Source organism: Achromobacter sp., from assembly GCF_050285565.1.
Lineage (GTDB): Bacteria > Pseudomonadota > Gammaproteobacteria > Burkholderiales > Burkholderiaceae_B > Achromobacter.
Genome location: NZ_JBLZXG010000013.1, coordinates 104,187 through 125,697 on the forward strand (window position 1 = coordinate 104,187; position 21,511 = coordinate 125,697).

22 protein-coding genes are annotated in these 21,511 nt (G+C 68.5%); 9 read left to right on the top strand and 13 right to left on the bottom strand.

Annotation, left to right across the window (positions count from 1 at the left end; genetic code table 11):
* The first annotated feature begins 2 nt into the window (after positions 1-2).
* Entirely contained in the window at positions 3-1,013 is a 1,011-nt protein-coding gene (gene lipA / locus ACN6O8_RS24065; RefSeq protein ID WP_427993493.1) for a lipoyl synthase, read from the top strand.
* Between the two features lie 48 nt (positions 1,014-1,061).
* Here the strand turns inward: lipA and ACN6O8_RS24070 are convergent, their stop codons facing one another.
* Positions 1,062-1,625, bottom strand: a complete 564-nt coding sequence (locus ACN6O8_RS24070) for a cob(I)yrinic acid a,c-diamide adenosyltransferase (protein WP_427993494.1) — start codon at positions 1,623-1,625, stop codon at positions 1,062-1,064.
* Between the two features lie 143 nt (positions 1,626-1,768).
* Here ACN6O8_RS24070 and ACN6O8_RS24075 point away from each other — a divergent pair, with 143 nt between their 5' ends.
* Positions 1,769-2,074: a copper-binding protein gene (locus ACN6O8_RS24075; protein ID WP_427993495.1), complete on the top strand. Its 306-nt coding sequence runs from the start codon at positions 1,769-1,771 to the stop codon at positions 2,072-2,074.
* A 118-nt stretch (positions 2,075-2,192) separates the two neighbouring features.
* Here ACN6O8_RS24075 and hslU read toward each other — a convergent pair whose 3' ends face one another.
* From hslU to ACN6O8_RS24100, 5 genes are all read right to left on the bottom strand, one after another.
* Complete coding sequence (hslU, locus tag ACN6O8_RS24080; protein WP_427993496.1) at positions 2,193-3,527, bottom strand: ATP-dependent protease ATPase subunit HslU; 1,335 nt, start codon at positions 3,525-3,527, stop codon at positions 2,193-2,195.
* A 67-nt stretch (positions 3,528-3,594) separates the two neighbouring features.
* Positions 3,595-4,134 carry an ATP-dependent protease subunit HslV gene (gene hslV / locus ACN6O8_RS24085; protein WP_427993497.1) on the bottom strand — a complete coding sequence of 180 codons (540 nt, stop codon included), beginning with the start codon at positions 4,132-4,134 and terminating at the stop codon, positions 3,595-3,597.
* 177 nt (positions 4,135-4,311) lie between these two features.
* On the bottom strand, positions 4,312-4,776 hold the full coding sequence (gene dksA / locus ACN6O8_RS24090) for an RNA polymerase-binding protein DksA (RefSeq protein WP_006389752.1): 465 nt from the start codon (positions 4,774-4,776) through the stop codon (positions 4,312-4,314).
* A 125-nt stretch (positions 4,777-4,901) separates the two neighbouring features.
* The gene (locus ACN6O8_RS24095) at positions 4,902-6,026 is read right to left on the bottom strand and encodes a CobW family GTP-binding protein (RefSeq protein WP_427993498.1); all 1,125 of its coding nucleotides are present in this window, start codon (positions 6,024-6,026) and stop codon (positions 4,902-4,904) included.
* Positions 6,027-6,379: 353 nt separating this feature from the next.
* Positions 6,380-6,880, bottom strand: a complete 501-nt coding sequence (locus ACN6O8_RS24100; protein ID WP_427993499.1) for a Fur family transcriptional regulator — start codon at positions 6,878-6,880, stop codon at positions 6,380-6,382.
* Between the two features lie 334 nt (positions 6,881-7,214).
* On the opposite strand from ACN6O8_RS24100, the gene ACN6O8_RS24105 reads away from it, so the two are divergent.
* The 5 genes from ACN6O8_RS24105 to ACN6O8_RS24125 are packed head-to-tail and all read left to right on the top strand — an operon-like array spanning position 7,215 to position 11,588.
* Complete coding sequence (locus ACN6O8_RS24105) at positions 7,215-7,937, top strand: metal ABC transporter ATP-binding protein (protein ID WP_427993500.1); 723 nt, start codon at positions 7,215-7,217, stop codon at positions 7,935-7,937.
* Positions 7,934-8,800, top strand: a complete 867-nt coding sequence (locus ACN6O8_RS24110; protein WP_427993501.1) for a metal ABC transporter permease — start codon at positions 7,934-7,936, stop codon at positions 8,798-8,800. The genes ACN6O8_RS24105 and ACN6O8_RS24110 overlap by 4 nt, the downstream gene beginning before the upstream one ends.
* 18 nt (positions 8,801-8,818) lie before the next feature.
* Complete coding sequence (locus ACN6O8_RS24115; protein WP_427993502.1) at positions 8,819-9,805, top strand: metal ABC transporter substrate-binding protein; 987 nt, start codon at positions 8,819-8,821, stop codon at positions 9,803-9,805.
* Positions 9,766-10,449 (top strand): DUF1007 family protein, encoded by a 684-nt coding sequence (locus ACN6O8_RS24120; protein WP_427993503.1) that lies wholly within the window; start codon positions 9,766-9,768, stop codon positions 10,447-10,449. The genes ACN6O8_RS24115 and ACN6O8_RS24120 overlap by 40 nt, the downstream gene beginning before the upstream one ends.
* Positions 10,440-11,588 (top strand): nickel/cobalt transporter, encoded by a 1,149-nt coding sequence (locus ACN6O8_RS24125; protein WP_427993504.1) that lies wholly within the window; start codon positions 10,440-10,442, stop codon positions 11,586-11,588. The genes ACN6O8_RS24120 and ACN6O8_RS24125 overlap by 10 nt, the downstream gene beginning before the upstream one ends.
* 9 nt (positions 11,589-11,597) lie before the next feature.
* Here the strand turns inward: ACN6O8_RS24125 and xerC are convergent, their stop codons facing one another.
* Genes xerC through ACN6O8_RS24150 form a run of 5 tightly spaced genes read right to left on the bottom strand, consistent with a single transcriptional unit; the run spans position 11,598 to position 16,067 of the window.
* On the bottom strand, positions 11,598-12,599 hold the full coding sequence (gene xerC, locus ACN6O8_RS24130) for a tyrosine recombinase XerC (protein ID WP_427993505.1): 1,002 nt from the start codon (positions 12,597-12,599) through the stop codon (positions 11,598-11,600).
* Positions 12,600-12,606: 7 nt separating this feature from the next.
* Positions 12,607-13,284 carry a DUF484 family protein gene (locus ACN6O8_RS24135; protein WP_427993506.1) on the bottom strand — a complete coding sequence of 226 codons (678 nt, stop codon included), beginning with the start codon at positions 13,282-13,284 and terminating at the stop codon, positions 12,607-12,609.
* A gap of 4 nt (positions 13,285-13,288) precedes the next feature.
* Positions 13,289-14,200 (bottom strand): diaminopimelate epimerase, encoded by a 912-nt coding sequence (gene dapF, locus ACN6O8_RS24140; RefSeq protein ID WP_427993507.1) that lies wholly within the window; start codon positions 14,198-14,200, stop codon positions 13,289-13,291.
* Positions 14,201-14,254: 54 nt separating this feature from the next.
* A complete protein-coding gene (locus ACN6O8_RS24145) occupies positions 14,255-15,145 on the bottom strand; it encodes a lysophospholipid acyltransferase family protein (RefSeq protein WP_427993508.1) in 891 nt (296 codons plus the stop codon).
* 55 nt (positions 15,146-15,200) lie between these two features.
* Entirely contained in the window at positions 15,201-16,067 is an 867-nt protein-coding gene (locus ACN6O8_RS24150; protein ID WP_427993509.1) for a lysophospholipid acyltransferase family protein, read from the bottom strand.
* A 276-nt stretch (positions 16,068-16,343) separates the two neighbouring features.
* On the opposite strand from ACN6O8_RS24150, the gene metK reads away from it, so the two are divergent.
* Positions 16,344-17,507 (top strand): methionine adenosyltransferase, encoded by a 1,164-nt coding sequence (gene metK, locus ACN6O8_RS24155; RefSeq protein WP_427993510.1) that lies wholly within the window; start codon positions 16,344-16,346, stop codon positions 17,505-17,507.
* Positions 17,508-17,577: 70 nt separating this feature from the next.
* Here metK and ACN6O8_RS24160 read toward each other — a convergent pair whose 3' ends face one another.
* Together ACN6O8_RS24160 and ACN6O8_RS24165 are read right to left on the bottom strand one after the other, a co-directional pair.
* Positions 17,578-19,005, bottom strand: coding sequence for an amidase (locus ACN6O8_RS24160; RefSeq protein WP_427993511.1), 1,428 nt, complete (start codon positions 19,003-19,005; stop codon positions 17,578-17,580).
* 83 nt (positions 19,006-19,088) lie between these two features.
* Positions 19,089-20,393: an MFS transporter gene (locus ACN6O8_RS24165; protein ID WP_026382075.1), complete on the bottom strand. Its 1,305-nt coding sequence runs from the start codon at positions 20,391-20,393 to the stop codon at positions 19,089-19,091.
* 111 nt (positions 20,394-20,504) lie between these two features.
* On the opposite strand from ACN6O8_RS24165, the gene ACN6O8_RS24170 reads away from it, so the two are divergent.
* Positions 20,505-21,479, top strand: coding sequence for an Lrp/AsnC family transcriptional regulator (locus tag ACN6O8_RS24170; RefSeq protein WP_427993512.1), 975 nt, complete (start codon positions 20,505-20,507; stop codon positions 21,477-21,479).
* Positions 21,480-21,511 lie beyond the last annotated feature (32 nt).

The window sequence follows — 21,511 nt, forward strand, 5'->3', positions numbered from 1 at the left end:
CCATGTCCACGCTTGCCGAGTCGTCTGTGCCCTCGAACGAACCCGCCGCCGCCGCTGCGGCGGAAACGGCGTACGATCCGACGCAGAAACAGAAATCCCAGGCCAAGACGGCGCGCATTCCGATCAAGATCATTCCCGCCGAGCGGCTGAAGAAGCCGGAGTGGATCCGCGTCAAGGCGGCCCAGCCGGGTTCGCGCTTCTACGACATCAAGCGTATCCTGCGCGAGCACAACCTGCACACGGTGTGCGAGGAAGCGTCCTGCCCGAACATCGGCGAGTGCTTCGGCAAGGGCACCGCCACGTTCATGATCATGGGCGACAAGTGCACCCGCCGCTGTCCGTTCTGTGACGTGGGCCATGGCCGCCCCGACCCCCTCGATGCCAAAGAACCGGAAAACCTCGCGCGCACCATCGCCGCGATGAAGCTGTCGTACGTGGTGATCACCTCGGTCGACCGGGATGACCTGCGCGACGGCGGCGCCGGCCACTTCGTCGACTGCATCACCCACATCCGCGAGCTGTCGCCCACCACCCGCATCGAGGTGCTGGTGCCTGACTTCCGCGGCCGCCTGGATCGCGCGCTGACCATCCTGAACGCCGGTCCCCCGGACGTGATGAATCACAACCTGGAAACCGTGCCGCGCCTGTACAAGCAGGCCCGCCCGGGTTCGGACTACATGCACTCGCTCAAGCTGCTGGCCGAGTTCAAGAAGCTGCATCCGAACGTGCCGACCAAGTCGGGCCTGATGCTCGGCCTGGGCGAGACCGACGAGGAAATCCTGCAGGTGATGCGCGACATGCGCGAGCACAATGTCGACATGCTCACTATCGGCCAGTACCTGCAGCCGTCGGAGCACCACCTGCCGGTGCTGCGCTACGTGCATCCCGACACCTTTGCCATGTTCGAGCGCGAGGCCTATGCGATGGGGTTTTCGCACGCGGCGGTGGGCGCCATGGTGCGTTCGTCGTACCACGCTGATGAACAGGCGCACGCGGCGGGGGTGCCGAACTGAGCGTTGCGCCGTTGGCGCGCGATAAGAATGCCCCGCGAGGGGCATTTTTCATTCCGTGGCCTGGCGCGACACCTGGCTGGTCCAGAACACGTCGGGGCGGCCCGCTTCGCGGTTCAGATAGCGCGCCAGCACGAACATCAGGTCAGACAGCCGGTTCAGGTATTGGCGCACGGGCGCGTTGACGGTCTCGTCGCGTGCCAGCGCCACCACCGCGCGTTCGGCGCGGCGGCAGACGGTGCGCGCCAGGTGGGCGTGCGCCGCCGCCCGCGAGCCGCCTGGCAGGATGAATTCGCGCAGGGGCGGCAGCACTGCGTTGTAGTGCGCCAGCCGCGTATCCAGGTGCGCTACCTGCGCGTCCGCCAGCGCGACGTGGCCGGGAATGCACAACTCGGCGCCCATATCGAACAAATCGTGTTGGATCGTCAGCAGATCGTCCGCGACGTCGGCGGGCAGCGGCTCGGTCAATAGCAGGCCAATCACGCTGTTCAACTCGTCCACGTCGCCCAGCGCCGCGATGCGGGCTGCGTCCTTGGGCACGCGCGACCCGTCCCCCAGCCCGGTGCTGCCGTCGTCTCCGGTGCGGGTGGCGATGACTGAAAGGCGATTGGCCATGAGATGTCCTTTGCAAACAACCGTCAGAATTGTTGCGTTATTACGGGGAAACTATTGCACGAGGGCGGTATCCTAGCATTGTGGAAAACGCGCGCGGGCCTGCTGGCCGGCGCGGCGCTTTCGTCGCAATCGGAGGATAAAGCATGGCTTTCAACCGCAAGTACGCAATGCCCATGGCCGTCGCCACCGCGATGGCCGTCGTGTCGCTGGCGACGCCACAGGCGTTCGCGCAGCAGGCCGAGGCCAGTGGCGAGGTGCGGCGTGTGGATCCGGGCGCGGGCAAGGTCACTATCAAGCACGACGCCATCAAGGCGCTGGATCTGCCCGCCATGACCCTGGTGTATGACGCCGATCCGGCCTTGCTGGCCAAGATCAAGGCCGGCGACAAGGTGCGCTTCACCGCCGAGCGCAAGGATGGCAAGTACGTGGTGACGGCGATCACCAACTGATCGGCGGCGGTGCCGCCGGGCCGTGTGCGCGGGATGCCGGCCTCGACGAAAAAGGCCCGCCGCAAGCGCTTGCGGCGGGCCTTTGCGCTGCTGCCGCCCGCCAAGGGCGGCACCGGGTTCACAGCACGTAGCGAGCCAGGTCCTGGCTGCTGGCGGCTTCGGCCAGTTGCGCGTTGACGTAGGCGGCGTCGATCTTGACCGTCTTGTTGCTGGAGGCCGTGGCGTCGAACGACAGCTCATCCAGCAGCTTTTCCATCACGGTGTAGAGGCGGCGGGCGCCGATGTTCTCGGTGGTCTCGTTGACCTCGTAGGCCAGTTCGGCCAGGCGGCGCACGCCTTCGTCGGTGAATTCGAGCTGCACGTCCTCGGTGGCCATCAGCGCCGTGTACTGCTTGGTCAGCGAGGCGTCGGTGTCGCCCAGGATGCGCACGAAGTCCTCGGCGGTCAGCGATTCGAGTTCGACGCGGATCGGGAAACGGCCTTGCAGCTCGGGGATGAGGTCGGACGGACGGGCCAGGTGGAACGCGCCCGAGGCGATGAACAGGATGTGGTCGGTGCGGACCATGCCGTAGCGCGTGTTGACGGTGGTGCCTTCGACCAGCGGCAGCAGGTCGCGCTGCACGCCCTGGCGCGAGACGTCGGCGCCGCCGCTTTCCTGACGCGCCGCGATCTTGTCGATTTCGTCCAGGAACACGATGCCGTTCTGCTCGACGTTGGTGATGGCGGCGGCGCGCAGGTCTTCCTCGTTGATGCGCTTGGCGGCTTCCTCATCGACGATCAGCTTGAAGGCGTCGCGCACCTTCATTTTCTTGGATTTCTTCTTGTCGCGCGCCAGGCCGGCGAACATGCCGCGCAACTGCTCGGCCATTTCCTCCATGCCGGGCGGCGTCATGACGTCCATTTGCGGCACGGCCTGGGCCACTTCGATCTCGATTTCGAGATCATCGATCTTGCCTTCGCGCAGGCGCTTGCGGAAGGTCTGGCGGGCGCTGTTGTCCTCGCCGCGCTCGGGTTCGCCGGAGGCGCCGCGTGGCGGCGGCACCAGCGCGTCGAGGATGCGGTCTTCGGCGGCGTCCTCGGCCTGGGTGCGCACGCGGCGCATTTCCAGTTCGCGGGTCTGTTTGATGGAGTATTCGGTCAGGTCGCGGATGATGGTGTCGACGTCGCGGCCGACGTAGCCCACCTCGGTGAACTTGGTGGCCTCAATCTTGATGAACGGGGCGTTGGCCAGTTTGGCCAGGCGGCGCGCGATCTCGGTCTTGCCCACTCCGGTGGGGCCGATCATGAGGATGTTCTTGGGGTGGATCTCGTGGCGCAGCGGCTCGGCCACCTGCTGGCGGCGCCAGCGGTTGCGCAGGGCCACCGCCACCGCGCGCTTGGCGCGGTTCTGGCCGACGATGTACTTGTCGAGTTCGGAGACGATCTCTCCGGGCGTCATGTTGGAGGCGGACATGAGGGCGGATCCTTGAAGCGGGGGCTGGGGACGGGCGCGGCGCCGTCGGGGCGCCGCGCGGCGGGCGTCAGTCGCCCAGCGTCTCGATGACGTGGTTCTGGTTGGTGTAGATGCAGAGATCGCCGGCGATCTCGAGCGATTGCTTGACGATGGTCTCGGGCGCCAGCTCGGTGTTGCGCAGCAACGCCAGCGCGGCGGACTGGGCGTAGGCCCCGCCCGAGCCGATGGCGGCCAGCCCATGTTCGGGTTCGAGCACGTCGCCGTTGCCGGTCAGCACCAGCGTGTGCTCGGTGTCGGCCACGATCAGCATGGCTTCGAGCCGGCGCAGGACGCGGTCGGTGCGCCAGTCGCGGGTCAGTTCGACCGCCGCGCGCATCAGGTTGCCCTGGTGCTTTTCGAGCTTGGCCTCGAAGCGTTCCTGCAGGGTGAACGCGTCGGCGGTGGCGCCGGCGAAGCCGGCCAGGATTTTGTCGTGGTACAGGCGGCGGATCTTGCGGGCGGTACCCTTGACGACGATGTTGCCCAGGGTGACTTGGCCATCGCCGCCGAGCGCGACGCGGTTGCCGCGGCGCACACACACGATGGTGGTGGCGTGAAATTGTTCCATGCGTTCCTTCCTATGAAAGGACTAGCTGGGGGCAGTGCGAACGAAATCAAGGCTTGCGGGCCAATGAAAAATGACCGGCGCTGGCCGCAGGGCCGGGTGAGGCGCAGCGGCGATGAAAAAAAGGCCATGCTGTTACCAGCATAGCCTTTCAGTGTGGCGCCAGAATAACGGGACGGATCAGTCGCCGTACAGTTTCTGCCGCATTTCACGCCGTTCCTGCGCTTCCAGCGACAGGGTGGCGGTGGGGCGGGCCAGCAGGCGCGGAATGCCGATGGGTTCGCCGGTTTCCTCGCACCAGCCGTATTCGCCGCTGTCGATGCGGGCGATGGACTGTTGCACCTTCTTGAGCAGCTTGCGCTCGCGGTCGCGGGTGCGCAGCTCGAGGGCGTGTTCTTCCTCGATGGTGGCGCGGTCGGCGGGATCGGGCACGAACTGCGTTTCACGCAGATGCTCGGTGGTTTCGCCGGCGTTGGCCAGGATGTCCTGTTCGAGTTGTTTGAGCCGTTCCTTGAAGAACGCCAGCTGGCGCTCGTTCATGTAGTCGGACTCGGGCATGGCCAGCAATTCCTTTTCGCTGGGCAGATCAATCGCCGTATCGCTCGTCGACTTGCTTGATTTTTTGGTTGCTGCCTTGGTAGCCATGAAAACACTCCACTATGAATCGATCCTGGCGCGGGTTGGTCTTCCCGGTCCGTGTTTGCTGCCTACGTTATTCGTACCTCACAGTACTGCCTTCGTCGCGCCGCGTCACGTATCAAAAAAGGGGATTACCCCGCCAGGCACTGCTCCAAGCCCCGGGTGAAAATCTCCTGGGGCAGCTTGCGGCCGATGAAGACCATCTTGGTGGATGGCTTTTCGGCCGCGGTCCACGGTTTGCCGGGCTCCGCGCCCATCATCATGTGCACACCCTGGAACAACATGCGGCGGTTGATGCCCTTCATGTACAGGATGCCCTTGTAACGCAGCAGGTCCGGGCCATAGACCTGCACCACGCCGCCCAGGAATTCCTCGAGCCGCGCGGGATCGAACGGCTTGTTGGAGCGGAACACGAACGCGCCGATCTCGTCGTCGTGCTTGGGGTGGTGATGGTGCGCGTGATTGCAGTGCGCCCCGCATTCGCCGTCGTGGTCATGATCGTGGTCATGGTCGTGACCGTGGTGGTCGTGGCCATGATCGTGGCCGTGAGCATGGCTGTGGGCGGCGTCGGGGTGCTCATCGGCCAGGAAGTCCGGGTCGATGTCCAGAATGGAATTCAGGTTGAAGCCACTGATGTCGATGATCGACTTCAGGTCGGCGTCGCCGAAGTTGACCGGGGTGATGGGCGCGCGCGGGTTCATCCGCAGCAGGCGGGTGCGCAGCGCTTCGTAGTCGACGTCGTTGACCAGGTCTTTCTTGGAGATCAGGATGCGGTCCGCGAAGCCGACCTGCTTCTGGGCTTCGGGTTGCTCGTCCAGCGTCGCCATGCCGTGCTTGGCGTCGACCACCGTGACCACCGCGTCCAGGCGGTAGTACTCGGCGATGTCGTCGTCCATGAAGAACGTCTGGCACACCGGGCCGGGGTTGGCCATGCCGGTGGTTTCCAGGATGACGCGTTCGAAATTCAGGGTGCCGGCCTCGCGCTTGGCGCGCAGGTCGGACAGGGTGCGCATCAGGTCGCCGCGCACCGTGCAGCAGACGCAGCCGTTGGACAGCTCGATGATTTCCTCGTCGCTGTCCTGCACCAGCAGGTCGTTGTCGATGCTTTCCGGTCCGAATTCGTTTTCGATGACGGCGACGCGGCGGCCATGGAACTCGGTCAGGATGCGCTTGAGCAGGGTGGTCTTGCCCGCACCGAGAAAGCCGGTGAGGATGGTGACGGGAACCATTTTGTCCAAACTGCGCGGGGTGTTCATGGCGAAGCGGCTTGCGTGAAGTAAAGGCGGTTAAACACGGCGGTCAAATGCAGGATTCTGGCGGCCGGCAGCAGGTGCCGATTGCCTGCCGGACATCGTTCGACCGATGTTACTGCCACAGGCTGCGAGGGCCGCCGATCGCGGCCGGACGCAGGATTACAGCACAGTCGGGGGCGGGGGGCAAACCCCGGGCCAACCCGGGGGCGGTAGCCGCCCAGATCGCGGCTGTACGCCGTCAAGTATCGGGCGATATCACTATTTTGGGGCAAATTTCCGGATTTCAAGAGTCCGGGTGGCGCGACCGGCCTGACGGCCGGTTCCGGGGCGCGCCCGCGGCGCGCGGGCCGGCGGCCTCAGTGGTGGTGAGCGTGCCCGGCGTCGGCGGGCTGCTGCTTCTGGCACTGCGGGCACAGGGCCCGGATTTCGGTTTCGTGCGTGGCCAGGACGTAGCCGGTACGGGCCACGCGCTCGGCCAGCTGGCGGCTCATGGCGGGGTCGGAGATCTCGGCCACCGCGCCGCAGCCGGTACAGACCACCAGCAGGTCGTGGGGCGCGCCGCCGACGTCGTGGCAGGCGCTCCAGGCATTGACGGCATCCAGGCGGTGGATCAGGCCTTCGTCCATGAGGAAGTCGAGGGCGCGGTACACGGTGGGGGGCGCCGCGCCGGGGTGCACTTCGCGCATGGCGTCGAGCAGTTCGTAGGCCTTCAGGCTGCGGCCGTGGCGCAGCAGCAGTTCCAGCACCTTGCGGCGGATGGGAGTCAGGCGGCGGCCGCGCTGTTCGCACAGCGCCTCGGCGACGCTGAGTTGGGCGCCTACGGAGTCACTGCGGGGAGCACGGGGCGGAGCGGGCATGGCGGGCTTCATCTGAATAAGGAACGCGCGCGACGCGCGCGAGATGCCAGGAAGGTAGCAGAAAACACCCAGCTGCGGGCGAACGCCCGCAATTCAAGTTCTTTTAGTTATGATATAACATAATAATGTCTTGCCGTTTTGCGTTGTTCCGCCGTCCCCTTGTTTCCATGTCCCAGCATTCGCTCCAGCCTGCGCGGCATGCCGCCGCGCCCAGCGCGGGCCTTTCCCTGCGTTCCGCGTTTCTCGTGTCCGCCTGGCGCCGCATGGCCTATGCATTGGCCGCGGCCGCCGCGCTGTGGGCCTTGACCGCCTGGGCGCTGGATTGGTGGCCGCGATGAGGCGCGCGCCGGTAGCCGTCGCGCTGCGCAACGCGGCCTTCGGCTGGCACGGGCACGCCGTCCTGCGCGGCGTCTGCGGCCGATTCGAGCCCGGCACGATGACGGCGGTGGTCGGCCCCAATGGCGCTGGCAAGTCGACCCTGATCAAAGGCATCATGGGCGTGCTGCGGCCGCTGTCCGGCACCGTCGCCATCGGTGGCGCCGGCCGCGCCGAACTGGCCTGGCTGCCGCAGGCCGCCGAACTGGATCGCGCCTTTCCCGCCAAGGTGCTGGATCTGGTGGCGATGGGGGCGTGGCGCCGGGTCGGCGCCTGGGGCCGCTATGGCGACGATGAGCTCGACCGCTGCATGCACGCGCTGGAAACCGTAGGTCTGGCGGACATGGCCGGCCGTGGCATCGACACGCTGTCCGGCGGCCAGATGCAGCGCATGCTGTTTGCCCGCATGTTGGTGCAGGACGCACCGGTGCTGGTGCTGGACGAGCCCTTTACCGCCGTCGACAGCGATACCGCCGATGCGCTGATGGCCCTGCTGTGCGACCTGCATGGGCAGGGCCGCTCGGTCATCGCCGTGCTGCACGATCTGGATCTGGTGCGCGCCCGCTTCCCGCGAACCCTGTTGCTGTCCGGCGCGGTGGTGGCCTGGGGCGAGACCGGAACGGTGCTGAGCGATACGCACCTGAGCACTGCCCGTCAATGGCACGCGAGGGCCTTCGCATGACGGCGCTGCATTGGGCGGTGTCGCCCTTTCTGGACTACGGCTTCATGCGGCGCGCGCTGGCCGGCGCCTGCGCCCTGTCGCTGGGCGCCGCGCCGCTCGGCGTGTTCCTGGTATTGCGGCGCATGAGTCTGATGGGCGACGCCATGTCGCATGCCATCCTGCCTGGCGTGGCGGCAGGCTTTCTGCTGTCCGGCCTGTCGCTGGGCGCGATGATGCTGGGCGGCATTGCCACCGGCCTGGCGGTGGCGTTGCTGGCGGGGCTGGTGGCGCGCCTGACCCCGCTGCGTGAAGACGCCAGTTTTGCCGCGTTCTACCTGATCTCGCTGGGCCTGGGCGTGCTGCTGGTATCGCTGCGCGGCTCCAACATGGATCTGCTGCATGTGCTGTTCGGCACGGTGCTGGGGTTGGACGACGACGCGCTGCTGCTGGTGACGGCGACCGCCAGCGTCACGCTGCTGGCGCTGGCCGCGCTCTACCGGCTGCTGGTGGCCGAATGCCTGGATCCTGGCTTCCTGCGCGCCAGCGGCGGCCGCGGCGGCTGGGCGCACATGTGTTTCCTGGTGCTGGTGGTGGTGAACCTGGTCGCCGGATTCCAGGTGCTGGGCACGCTGATGGTGGTCGGCATCATGATGCTGCCGGCCGCCGCCGCCCGCTTCTGGCTGCGCTCCGCGGCCGGCCAGATTCCGCTGGCCGCCGGGATCGGCGTGGTGGCCAGCGTCACGGGCCTGCTGGTGTCGTACCACTTCAACGTGCCGGCCTCGCCCGCCATCATCCTGGCGGCCGGCGTCTGCTATCTGTTTTCCATCTTTGGCGGTCCGCACGGCGGGCTGCTGCGGGCGTCGCGCGCAGCGCGTCGCGTCTGAACCTCAAGGAGATTCGCCATGCGTTCCATTCTGCCGCCGCTTTCGCGCCGCCGCGCCTTGCTGGCCGCCGCCGGCTTGTGGTTATCCGCCACCTTGGGCGCCGCCCATGCCGCCGAGCCGTTGCCGGTCGTGGCCAGCTTCTCGATCCTGGGCGATATCGTGCGCGAAGTCGGGGGCGACGACGTCAAGCTGGCAACCCTGGTCGGCCCGGACGGCGATGCCCACGAATACGAGCCCACGCCCGGCGACGCAAAAAAACTGGCGGCGGCCAAGGTGCTGTTCGTCAACGGGCTCGACTTTGAAGCCTGGCTGCCGCGGTTGGTGCAGGCCTCCGGGTTTTCCGGCGCGACCGTGGTCGCGTCCCAGGGTGTGACGCCGCGCAAGTTCGCCGGCCATGGCGACGGGCACGAGCATGGCGACCACGACCATCATCACGACCACGATCATGACCATGACGAGGGCCATCACCATCACGGCGACGCCGACCCGCACGCCTGGCAGAATCTGGCCAACGGCGTGCGCTACGCGCGCAACGTGGCCGATGGCCTGGCCGCGGCCGACCCGGCCCACGCCGCCGGCTACCGCAAGCGCGCCGATGCCTACATCGCCCGGCTGCAGGCCGCCGACGCCGCCGCGCGCAAGACCTTCGCCGCGATCGCGGCCGAGCGCCGCAAGGTGGTGACTTCGCACGACGCCTTCGGCTATTTCGGCGATGCCTATGGCGTGACCTTCATCGCGGCGATGGGCATCTCGACCGCGGCCGAGCCGTCCGCCGGCGATGTCGCGCGCATCATCGAACAGGTCAAGCGCGACAAGGTGCCGGCCGTGTTCGTCGAGAACATCACCAGCCCGCGCCTGGTGCAGCAGATCGCGCGCGAAACCGGCGCCAAGGTGGGTGGTACGCTGTACTCCGATGCCCTGTCCAAACCCGGACAGCCCGGCGCCACCTACCTGGAAATGTTTGAATGGAACGTACGTCAGCTCGCCGCGGCCTTGCAGCCCTGAGCGCCGTGGCGGGCGCGCTGGCGGCCACCGCCGCCGGCGCGCATCCGCATATGTGGATCGATGCCCGCGCGGTGATCGACCTGGACGAACAGCATCGGATCACCGCCGTGCGGCAGGTCTGGCTGTTCGATGAGATGTTCGGCGCCTACGCCACCCAAGGGCTCAAGAAGGGCAAGGGCGGCACGTTGCCCGAGGACACTCTCAAGGGCATGGCGCGGGATTGGATGACGGCCCTGGGCGAGCCGGTGTCGCACTACTTCACGCGCGTTACCGTGGCGGGCAAGAGCCTGGCGTTCGCTGCGCCGCGCGATGCGCGCGTGACCTGGAATCCGAAAACCAGCCGGCTGGCGCTGAGCTTCACGCTGCCGCTGGCCGAGCCCGTCGCGCCAGACGCCGGGGGCGCCCAGATCGATATCTACGACCCGACATATTTCGTGGCCTATGCCTTCGATGAAAAGGGGGCGGTCGCGCTGGGAGGACCCGGCGCGGCGGCCTGCAAGCAGGCTTACCGCAAGCCCAAGGAACTGGATTGGAACACCATGCAGCAACTGGCCGCGATCCCGGCCGATCCGGATGCGTTGCCCGAGGAACTCTTCGCCATCACCAAGGGGCTGACCCATCGCATCGAGGTGCAATGCCCCTAGCGCGAGGCCGTCGGGCGTGCGCTGCGTGCGCGTGGCTGTTGGCGCTGGTCGCGTTGACCGGCGGCGGTGTGGCGGCGGCGCAGGGCGCGCATCCCTTCGGTGTCCCCGAAAGCGGCGGCGCGGGTCTTGGCGGTCCTGGCTGGCTGGCGGGGTTTTTTGGCCAGGTGTCGGTGTGGCAGACCCATTTCTACCGTCAGCTCACGGCGGCGGTGCGAGCCTGGCAGGCCGATGGCGGTGGCTGGCTGCTGATCGGCCTGTCGTTCGCCTACGGCGTGTTCCACGCGCTGGGCCCCGGCCATGGCAAGGCGGTGATTTCCTCGTATGTGCTGGCCAATCGCCAGACCGCGCGCAACGGCGCCTTGCTGGCGTTGTTGTCGTCGCTGGTGCAGGCCCTGGTGGCGATCGCGATGGTGGCGCTGCTGGCGCTGGTGTTCAACGCCACGGCGACGGCCATGAACCAGGCGACACGGTGGCTGGAACTGGCGTCGTATGCGCTGGTGACGCTGCTGGGCGCGTGGCTGGTGTGGGTCAAGGCCATCCGGCCGTTGTTGCGGCGACGAGCTTCCCGCACGGTGGCCGCGCCCGGCCCGGCCATGCCCGTCGCAACAGCGGTCGCCGGCATGCCGGCATTGAAGGGCGCGGCGGCGCTGCGCGCGATCACGGTGCGGGCCGCGCCGCGCGATCCGCTGGCACCCCTGGCCCATGATCACGCGCACACCCATGGCCAACACCCCCATCCTCATGACCCTGACGATGGCTGCGGTTGCGGTCATGCCCACGTGCCGCCGGCGGCGCAGATGGCCGGGCCGCTGAACTGGCGCCGCGCCTGGTCCGCCATTCTGGCGGTGGGCCTGCGCCCATGCAGCGGCGCGCTGATCGTGCTGGTGTTCGCGCTGTCGCAGGGATTCTTCCTGGCGGGCGTGGCGTCGGCGCTGGCGATGGGTCTGGGCACGGGCCTGACGGTGGCGGCGCTGGCCTGCCTGGCGGTCGCGGCGGGGGGCGCGGCCAACGCGCTGGGCGCGCGTTTGTCGAGCGTGGCGGCGGCGCGTCTGCGCTATGCGGTGGAAGCGCTGGCCGCTTTGGCCGTGCTGGCCTTGGGCGTGCTGCTGTTGGGCGGCATGCTGGCTGGCGGCGGCTGAGCGCCCGGCTCAGGACTTGCGGCCGGCGCGCGGATGCGCCTGGTCGTAGGCGCGCGCCAGGTGCTGGAAGTCGAGCCGGGTATAGATCTGGGTGGTGGAGATGTTGGCGTGGCCCAGCATTTCCTGCACGGCGCGCAGGTCCTGGGCCGATTGCAGCACGTGGCTGGCAAAGCTGTGGCGCAGTACGTGCGGATGCACGTGGGTCGGCAGGCCGGCCGCCTGCGCGATGCGCGCCAGTTGCAGTTGCACCACGCGCGGCGAGATGCGCCGTCCGCGCGCGCCCAGGAACAGCGCGGCGGCATCGTCGGCCGACGCCGCCGGCGGCGCCAGTTGCGGCCGCGCTTCGATCCAGCGCCGCAGCGCCGCCAGCGCGGCCTGGCCGACCGGCACCGAGCGGCGCTTGCCGCCCTTGCCCAGCACGATGACCTCGGCTTCGTCCAGGTTGAGCCAGCCGCGCGATTCATGATCGCCCGAGCGGGTGTAGCGCAGGTCCAGCCCGACCAGCTCCGACAGGCGCAGGCCGCTGGAATAGAACAATTCAAGCATGGCCTGGTCGCGCAGCGCGGCCGGCTCGGTCGCCACCCGGGCCGGTGCGCGGTCCAGCAGCGCCTGGGTCTGCTCCACTGACAGGGCCTTGGGCAGGCCGCGCGGTGCCTTGGGGGCGCGCACGCCGGCCGCCGGATTGCCGGCCAGGCCGGCGGCAGGGGCCCACCATTGATAAAAGCCGCGCCAGGCCGCCAGCGTGCGGGCCAGGCTGCGCGGGCCGCGGCCCTGGGCATGCAGCCGCGCGACGAACTGGCGGATATGGCCGTTGCCGAGCTGGTCGAGGGGCAGCCCGGCGCGTTCGGCCAGCGCCTGCAGGAAGCGCAGTTCGCGCTGGTAGCCGTCCAGCGTGTGGGGGGAATAGCGGCGGTGGCTTTCCAGATGGCGCAGCCAGGCGGCCATCGGGTCGGGCAGGGGAGCGTCCGGCGCCGGGGCCTGCGTGGCGGGGTCCGGGGCTCCCGTGCTCATGGCGCGATCACGCCTTGGGCGCGGCGGGGTTCAGCCGGTGCAGCGCGGCCGAGGCCAGTTGGCCGATCGATTCGAGGAACGCGGTGCCCATCTCGGGCGTGAAGCGCTCGGCGTCGTCGGAACCCAGCACCAGCAGGCCGACGCTGGCGCCATCGGCCTCCAGGCGCAGCGGCACCAGTGCCAGCGACTTGGGCGTGGCGTCCAGCCAGCCGGCGGCCTCGAAGGCCGTGTCGGTACCGCAATACGGCGCCTTCAGGCTGTCGGTGAAGGTGCGCACGTCCTGGCTGACGGGTTCGCCGTAGCCGGCCTCGGGCAGCGCGGGCAGGTTCCACAGGCGCAGCGCCACGTGGTTCAGTTCGAATTGCTCGGCCAGGCCCAGCGCGATCTCGCCGGGCACGCGCTGCGGATCCGGTTCGGACAGCAGGCGGCAGCACCATTTCGAGATGCGGCCGCCGATGGTTTCGTTGGCGTTGGCGTTGCGCACCAGCTCGCTCAGGCGCCATTCGAGTTCACGGGTGCGTTCGCGCAGCGTGAGGATCTGGCGTTCGCCCAGCGAAATGGCGCGCGAGCCGTGCGGGTGCGGCACCTGCAGCGTGGCGAAGACGTCGGCGTGTTCGTCGAAGAAGCCGGGGTGTTCCTGCAGGAAGGTGGCGATGTCCTGGGCGGTGAAAGCGGTATCGGTCATGGGGTTATCGGTTCAGCGCCATGGAAAAGACGAGCTTGTCGATGTCGACCTGGCCCGTGAAGACGGATTCGGCCGGTCCGGTCATGCGCAGTTGCTCGCCATTCCAGGCGATGGTCAGCACGCCGCCGCGCGTCTGCACGCGCACCGGGGAATCGAGCAGGCCGCGGCGGATGCCGGCTGCCACGGCGGCGCAGGCGCCGGTGCCGCAGGCCAGCGTCTCGCCGGCGCCGCGCTCGTGCACGCGCAGGCGGATGTGGTGGCGGTCGACGATCTGCATGAAACCGGCGTTGACGCGGCGGGCGAAGCGCGGGTGGGTTTCGATCAGCGGCCCGATGAGGGCGACTGGCGCGGTGTCGACGTTGTCCACCACCTGCACGGCGTGCGGGTTGGAGATGGCCACGGCCGACAGGGCCACGCTGCGCGGCAGGCCGGCGGGCACGTCGAGTTCCAGTTCCCACAGGGTGTCCTGGCCTTCGGTGCGCGCGGCCAGGCCGGCGGTGTCGAACGGCAGCGCGGCCGGGTCGAAGCGGGTGCTGCCCATGTCGACGGTGACCTGTTCGTCGTCGCCCTCGTTCAGCAGCAGGATGCCGGTGGCGATCTCGGCACGCAACGGGTTGCGGTCGGACAGGCCCTGCTCGTGCACGAAGCGCACGAAGCAGCGCGCGCCGTTGCCGCAGTGTTCGACTTCGCTGCCGTCGGAATTGAAGATGCGGTAGCGGAAGTCGGCGTCGGGCCGGGTGGCGGGTTCGACCAGCAGGATCTGGTCGGCGCCGATGCCGAAGTGACGATCGCCCAGGGCGCGGGCGCGCTCGGGCGTCATCTCGATGGCCTGGCGGACCCCGTCCAGGACGACGAAATCGTTGCCCGCGCCATGCATTTTGGTGAAGTTCCAGTTCATGCGGGGATTATCGCCCATTCTGGCCGGGGAAACCGCTTTCGCGCCGCCCCGGGGCGCAACCCGGATGCGCTGTCAGTAGATCTTGGGCTCGCCTGGCGGGCGCGTCTTGAAGCGGCGGTGCACCCAGTAGTACTGGCTGGGGCAGCGGCGCACCCAGGTTTCGAGTTCGCGGTTCAGGCGCGCGGTGGCCGCTTCCAGCGAGTCGTCGCCGGGGAAGTTCTCCAGCGGCGGCAGCACTTCCGCGTGATAGCGGCCGGTTTGCGGGTTCCAGAAATCCAGGATCGGCAACACCGCCGCGTCCCATTTCTTGGCCAGTTGGGCGGTCGCCAGCAGCGTCGCCGCCGGGATGCCGAAGAACGGCACGAACACCGCGCCCTGGCGGCCGAAGTCCATGTCGGGCAGGTAGTACACCGGCCGGGGCGCGCGCAGGTGGCGGATCAGTTCGCGCACGCCGTCCTTGCGGCTGACCAGGAACACCTCGTTGAAGCGGGCGCGGCCGGCGGCCACCACCGCGTCGATGTGTGGATCGCTTTGCGGCGTGTACATGGTGGCCGCGCTCGGCACTTCCATGGTGAGGCGGGTGGCGGCCGCGTCCAGGCCGATGAAGTGCGGCGCCAGCAGGATCACCGCGCGGCCTTGGGCGGTCAGTTCATTGATGCGTTCGGCGCCGCTCTGCGTGACCATGTCCTTGATGGCCTCGGGCGTGCCGTACCACAGCACGCCACGGTCGACGATGGATTGCGCCAGCGCCCGGAAGTGCTCGCGCACCCAGCGTTCGCGCACGGCTTCGGGCTGATCCGGGAAGCACAGTTCGAGATTGCGGCGCACGATGCGGGTGCGTGACTTGGCCAGGTGCATGGCCAGCCAGCCGAGCGCGGCGCCGATACGCAGACGCGTGGACGGCCGCATGCGGCCGAACCATTTCAGCAGGTTGACCAGCGTGCGCGTTTTCGATTCATTCATGGGCAGAGGGGCGACAGAAGACCAGGGAGGGGGGCAGGGGCGTGGAGCGGCGGTGTCAGCCGGACGCGGCGGCCGTGTCCTCGGCGGGTGCGGGCGGGGCGCCGCGCGGGGTCTTGTAGCGGTTGTAGCTCCAGAGATATTGCTGCGGGCAGCGGCGGATCAGCGTTTCCATCGCGGCGTTGAGCAGCGCGGCCTGGGCCTGGGGATCGGCCGGCAGGGGCTCGGGTACCCGCACATAATGGATGCGCCAGCCGCGGCCCCGCGGCAGGCGTTCGCCGGCCGTCAGGATGATCGGCACGCCGGTCTGGGTGGCCAGCTTGCCGGGCAGGGTCATGGTGTAGGCCATTCGTCCGAAAAATGGCGCCCAGACGCCATCGCCGACGCCCGGCGCCTGATCCGGCAGCATGCCGACCGATTCGCCGCGCCGCAGGGCGCGCACGAATTCCCGTACCCCCTGCATGGTCGCCGGAACGGCGTTGACGGCCGAACTGTTGCGCGCGGTTTCCAGCAGCGGCGCCAGGATGTCCTTGCGCGGCGGGCGGAACATCACCGTCATGGGCATCAGGCGGGCCAGGTAGCGCGCGGTGATCTCGAAACAGCCCAGGTGGGGCGTCAGGAACAGGATGCCGCGGTTTTCGGCGCGGGCGGCTTCCACTACCGCGTTGTCGTCCGAGATGACTCGGGCCAGGCTTTGCTCATTGCGGAACCAGACCCGGGGCATTTCCAGAATCATGGCGCCGGCCTCGCCGGCCGCGCGGCGCGCGAAGGCCGCGTCCGGGTAGCCGGCCTGCGTCGCGTTGGCCCGCAGGCGGCGCCGGTACTTGCCCGGAAACGCATAGGCGATGCGGCCGAGCAGGCGCCCCAGCGCGTGCGCGACGGGCAGGGGCAGAGAGGCAAACAAGCGAAATAGGACGAGCAGCATGCGGGCAAATGAGCGATATCGGGCATGGTAATGCTGGTGCTCGGGGGAAAGACCCCACCCGTGGCGCAAGCATAAGACCCGCATTTTCGCTTAAAATCGACCCGTCGCCGAGTTAACCGACAACTTGCGGGGCGACGGCAAGGTTCCGGCGCGGCTGCGTCGCTTGCCAAATCCGCTAAAGCGTCGCGCCCAGATCAGCGTATTCCATGCAGTCCGGGGTGCAACGCGCCTCGTGAACCTATGTTCCGGCTGTGCCGGACACGAAAGGACGCATCTGTGGCCAACAACGACTTTCTCTTCACTTCCGAATCCGTCTCCGAAGGGCACCCCGACAAGGTCGCCGACCAGATTTCCGACGCGATTCTGGACGCCATCTTCACCCAGGACCCCAACGCCCGCGTAGCGGCTGAAACCCTGTGCAACACGGGTCTGGTCGTGCTGGCCGGTGAAATCACCACCACCGCCAACGTCGACTACATCCAGGTAGCGCGCGACACGATCCGCCGCATCGGTTACGACAATACCGAATACGGCATCGACTACAAGGGCTGCGCGGTGCTGGTCGCCTACGACAAGCAGTCGCCCGACATCGCCCAGGGCGTGGACCGCAGCTCGGAAGACTACCTGAACCAGGGCGCCGGCGATCAGGGCCTGATGTTCGGCTACGCCTGCGACGAAACGCCCGACCTGATGCCGGCCCCGATCTGGTACGCGCACCGCCTGGTGCAGCGCCAGAGCGAGCTGCGCAAGGACGGCCGTCTGCCGTGGCTGCGTCCCGACGCCAAGTCGCAAGTGACCTTCCGCTACATCGACGGCCGCCCGGCGGAAGTCGACACGGTGGTGCTGTCGACCCAGCACGCGCCGGAAGTCACGCAAGCGACCATCCGCGAAGCGGTCATCGAAGACATCATCAAGCCCAGCTTCCCCGAAGGCCTGATCACGCCCAAGACCAAGTTCCTGGTCAACCCGACCGGCCGCTTCGTCATCGGCGGCCCGCAAGGCGATTGCGGCCTGACCGGCCGCAAGATCATCGTCGACACCTACGGCGGCGCATGCCCGCACGGTGGCGGCGCGTTCTCGGGCAAGGATCCGTCCAAGGTTGACCGTTCGGCCGCTTACGCGGCCCGCTACGTGGCCAAGAACATCGTGGCCGCCGGCCTGGCGCGCCAGTGCCAGGTGCAGGTCAGCTACGCCATCGGCGTGGCCGAGCCCATCAACATCACCGTCTACACCGAAGGCACCGGCGTCATCCCCGACGACCAGATCGCCAAGCTGGTGCGCGAGCACTTCGACCTGCGTCCGAAGGGCATCGTCAACATGCTGGACCTGCTGCGCCCGATCTACACCAAGACTGCCGCGTATGGTCACTTCGGCCGTTCCGAGCCGGAGTTCTCCTGGGAAGCCACGGACAAGGTCCAGGAACTGAAGAAGGCGCTGTAAGCCGCCTGCCTTCCCGGCCGACGCCTCTGCATGCAGGGGCGTTTTCTTTTGGGCGGCGGCCGCCGGCGGGTCAGAGACCCCAAGCCGTCAGGTCGGGCGTGCGCGGCACGGGGGCCAGGATACGCTCCAGCGCCGCGGCACAGTCCAGCAAGGCCGCGTCGCCGCCGGCGGGCGCCAGCAGTTGTACCGCCATCGGCATGCTGTCGGCATCGAAGCCGGCCGGCAGCGCGATGGCGGCGGCGCCCAGGAAATTGGCCGGACGCAGCAGCCTGCCCAGGCCTGCGTGGCGCACATCGGCGGGGTCCAGGGCCTGGGCGGCCTGGTCGCAGGCCGGCATCAGCAAGGCATCGATGCCCCGCATGGCGGCGGCGAAGGCGGCCATATCGGCCTGCCGCCGTTGCAGCGCGGCGGCATAGTCGGCCGGGGCGATGCGGCCGCCGGCGGCGATGCGCGCGCGCACCACTTCCCACAGGGGTTGCGCCGGGTCCTCGGCCAGCGGGCCGAAATGGCGGTAGGCCTCGTAGGCCAGCACCAGCGAGTTGTCGTCCGCCATGCGCGCGAAGGACAGCGAGGCGGGGGGATGCCAGGTTTCGGGCGTGACGCCGGCCTGATCCAGCCGCTCCTGCGCGACGTGCCAGCTCCGCAGGGCTTCGTCGGTCAACGTCGCGGGCCAGGCCTGCGGCGCCAGCACGGCCACGGCGCCGGCCTGGCGCGCGGCCGGACGCCGCAGGGCGGCGATATCGGCCGCCCGGACGTCCAGCGTGGCGGCGTCGTCGACGTCCGGGCCGGCCAGCAACTGCGTCAGCAGGCGGGCGTCGGCCACGCTGCGGGCGATCGGGCCCAGTACATCCAGCGTTTCCGACAGCGGCAGGCAGCCGGCGCGGCTGATGAGGCCCGACGACGGCTTGTAGCCGACCACGCCGTTGAGCGCCGCGGGCGCGCGCACCGAGCCGCCGGTGTCGCCGCCTAGCGCCAGCGGCGCCAGGCCGGCCGCCACCGCGACGCCGGCGCCGCTGGACGAGCCGCCGGGCGCGCGCGCGATAGCCGCATCCCAGGGGTTGCGGGCCGTGCCCTGGGTCGGGTTCTGGCCCGACAGGCCGAAGGCGAATTCGGTCATGCGGGTCTTGCCCAGGATCACCATGCCCTGCGCCGCCAGGCCGCGCACGGCGGTGGCGGTTTCATCGCTGATGATGCCGCGTCGGGTTTGCGAGCCGCCGCTGGCGCTGGTGCCGGCCCATTGCACGCTGTCCTTCACCGCCACCGGCACGCCGTGCAAGGGGCCCATCGAAATACCGGCCGCCAGCAGGCGATCGGCGGCCTCGGCCTGGGCCAGCGCGCGTTCCGCCGTGACCTCGCTGTACGCGCACAGGTCGGGCGCGCGGGTGATGCGGTCCAGGAAATGGGTGGTGACCTGGCGCGAACTCAGTTCGCCCGCGCGGATGGCGCGGGCCAGTTCGCGGGCTTCCCGGAAATGCAGGGCGGTGTCTTGGTCTGGCATGGCTCTCACGAAAAAGGAAAAGCTTTCCGGTCCTGGCGGAGCCGGAAAGCGTTGAGATGGGGCGTCAGGGGCCTGGATCGGTCTTACTTGAGAGACTGGCCGCGGGTCTCGGGCATGCGGATGAAGGTGATCAGCGTGATGACGGCGCCCGCCAGCACGTAATAGAAGAACCAGCGCTCCATGCCCTTGCTTTGCAGCCAGGTCAGCAGGTAGGGGGTGGTGCCGCCCAGCAGCGCCACGACCAGGTTGTAGGGCGTGCCGATGCCGACGGCGCGCACGCTGGTGGGGAATTGCTCGGACATGATGGCCGGCGCGATCGAGGTGTACATGGCGTACAGGACCAGGCCGAACAGTTCCACGGCCAGGATCGAGCCGAACGACGGGCCCAGCGTGGTCATCAACGGGTAGAAGAACACCAGGTAGCCGGCGGCGAAGAAGATCAGCTGCGGCTTGCGGCCGATGCGGTCGGACAGCATGCCGAACACGGGCTGCACCAGCATGAAGACGATCAGCGCAACGGTGTTGGCGGCAAACGCGACCTGCGGGTCGGCCTTGACCTGGCGGATGGCGTAGGTCGGCACGTAGGCCACGAAGATGTAGAACGCGAAGGTGGTCAGGATCGAGAAGCCGACGATGCGCAGCACTTCGCGCGGGTGTTCGCGCAAAAGGGTGCGCAGCGGCTGCTTTTCCACGCCGGCCTTCTTGGCGTGCGAGAACGCCTCGGTTTCCGGGACCGCGCGGCGGATCCACATGCCCGCCAGCCCGCCCAGCGCGCCCAGGAAGAATGGAATGCGCCAGCCCCAGTCGGCCATCTCGGCCTTGGTCAGGGTCGAGGTCAGCAGCCAGCCCACGGCCGAAGCCGCCAGGATGCCTACCGCGGCGCTGAAGAAGACGAAGCTGGAGTAGAAGCCGCGTTTGTTGGGCGGCGCCATTTCCGCCAGGAAGGTCGTGGCCGAGGCATACTCTCCGCCCAGCGACAGGCCTTGCAGCAGGCGCGCGGCGGTCAGCAGCAGCGGCGCGGCCAGGCCGATGGTGGCGTAGGTCGGGGTGACGGCGATGATCAGCGAGCCGCCGGCCATCATCAGGATGGTCAGGCCCAGCGCGGCCTTGCGGCCATAGCGGTCGGAGAAGATGCCGAGCACCCAGCCGCCGACCGGGCGCATGAAGAAGCCGACGGCGAAAATGCCGAAGGTGGCCAGCAGCGCGGCGGTCTCGTTGCCCTCGGGGAAGAACTGCTTCGAGAAGAAGATGGCGAACGACGCGTAGATGGTCCAATCGAACCATTCCACCGCATTGCCTACACTACCGGCCAGAATCGTGCGGGCGCGCGACACGGGCGCGGCGTTTGCCCCCTGCGTGGCGCGCAGGGTTGCGGAAGGGGTACTCATAACGTCCTCGATTTTATTTTTGGTCAAACAGACCGTTAAATTTTGTGTTTTTATCAATGCGCGAACGTTAGATTAATGAATATAGTCACGTCAAGTAAGGGTAAGCCCCTAATGCCGGCGCTCGATGACACCGATCTCGCCTGCCTGATCGCCCTGCAGGCCGACCCGCGCGCCTCCTGGCGCGAGCTGGGCGCGGCCACGGGTATCGCCGAGCGCACCGTGGCGCGGCGCATCAAGCGGTTGATGGATGCCGACGCCCTGCGCGTCATCGCCGAAGCCGATCCGCTCGCCACCGGCCGCGGCGTGGTGCTGCACGCCTGGGTGCGCTGCCGTTCGGGCCGCGTGGCCGAGGCGGCCGAGGCGCTGGCGCGGCTCGGTCTCACCCAACTGGTGGTGACGCTGGCCGGCACGGCCGACGTGATGGCCGAATTGACGCTGGCGGACGCGGCCGACATGCCCGACGTGGTGACGCGCGTGCTGCCCTCGATCGAGGGCGTCGAGCATGTGGAAGCGCGGCTGGTGCTGCGGCCGTTTCGGCGCGCCGGCCAGTGGCGCATCCAGACCGGCGACAGCGCGCCCGAGGAGCCGCTGTCCGCCACGGCGCAGCCCCCGGCGGCGCTGACCGAGTCCGAGCAGCGCATCGTCGCCCACCTGATGCGCGATGGCCGCGCCAGCCTGGCCGAACTGGCCGCGCACGCCGACGTCAGCGAGCCCACCGCCCATCGCCTGTTGCAACACCTGGTCGAGCGTCGCGCGCTGAGCTTTCGGGTGGAAGTCGAGCCGGCCCTGGTGGGCTTTCCGGTCGAGGCGGTGATCTCGGTGCAGGTGCGGCCGCAGGCGGTCGACGCGCTGGCCGCGCACCTGGCGCTGGACCCGAACACGCGCTGCCTGTTCGGCACCAGCGGCGCCTCGCAGTTGTTCTGGCACGTGCTCTGCCGCGACAGCCTGCATTTGTGGGACGTGGTCACGCGCAGGCTTGGCGAACTCGATGGCGTGCTGGCCAGTGAAGTGGGCGTGGTGATGCGCGCCTACAAGCGCTGCGGCATCGTGCGCGCGGGCGCGCGGTTGGGCGCCGAGACGGCCTGAGCCGCCCCGGCGGCGGGCCGTCCGGCGCAAGC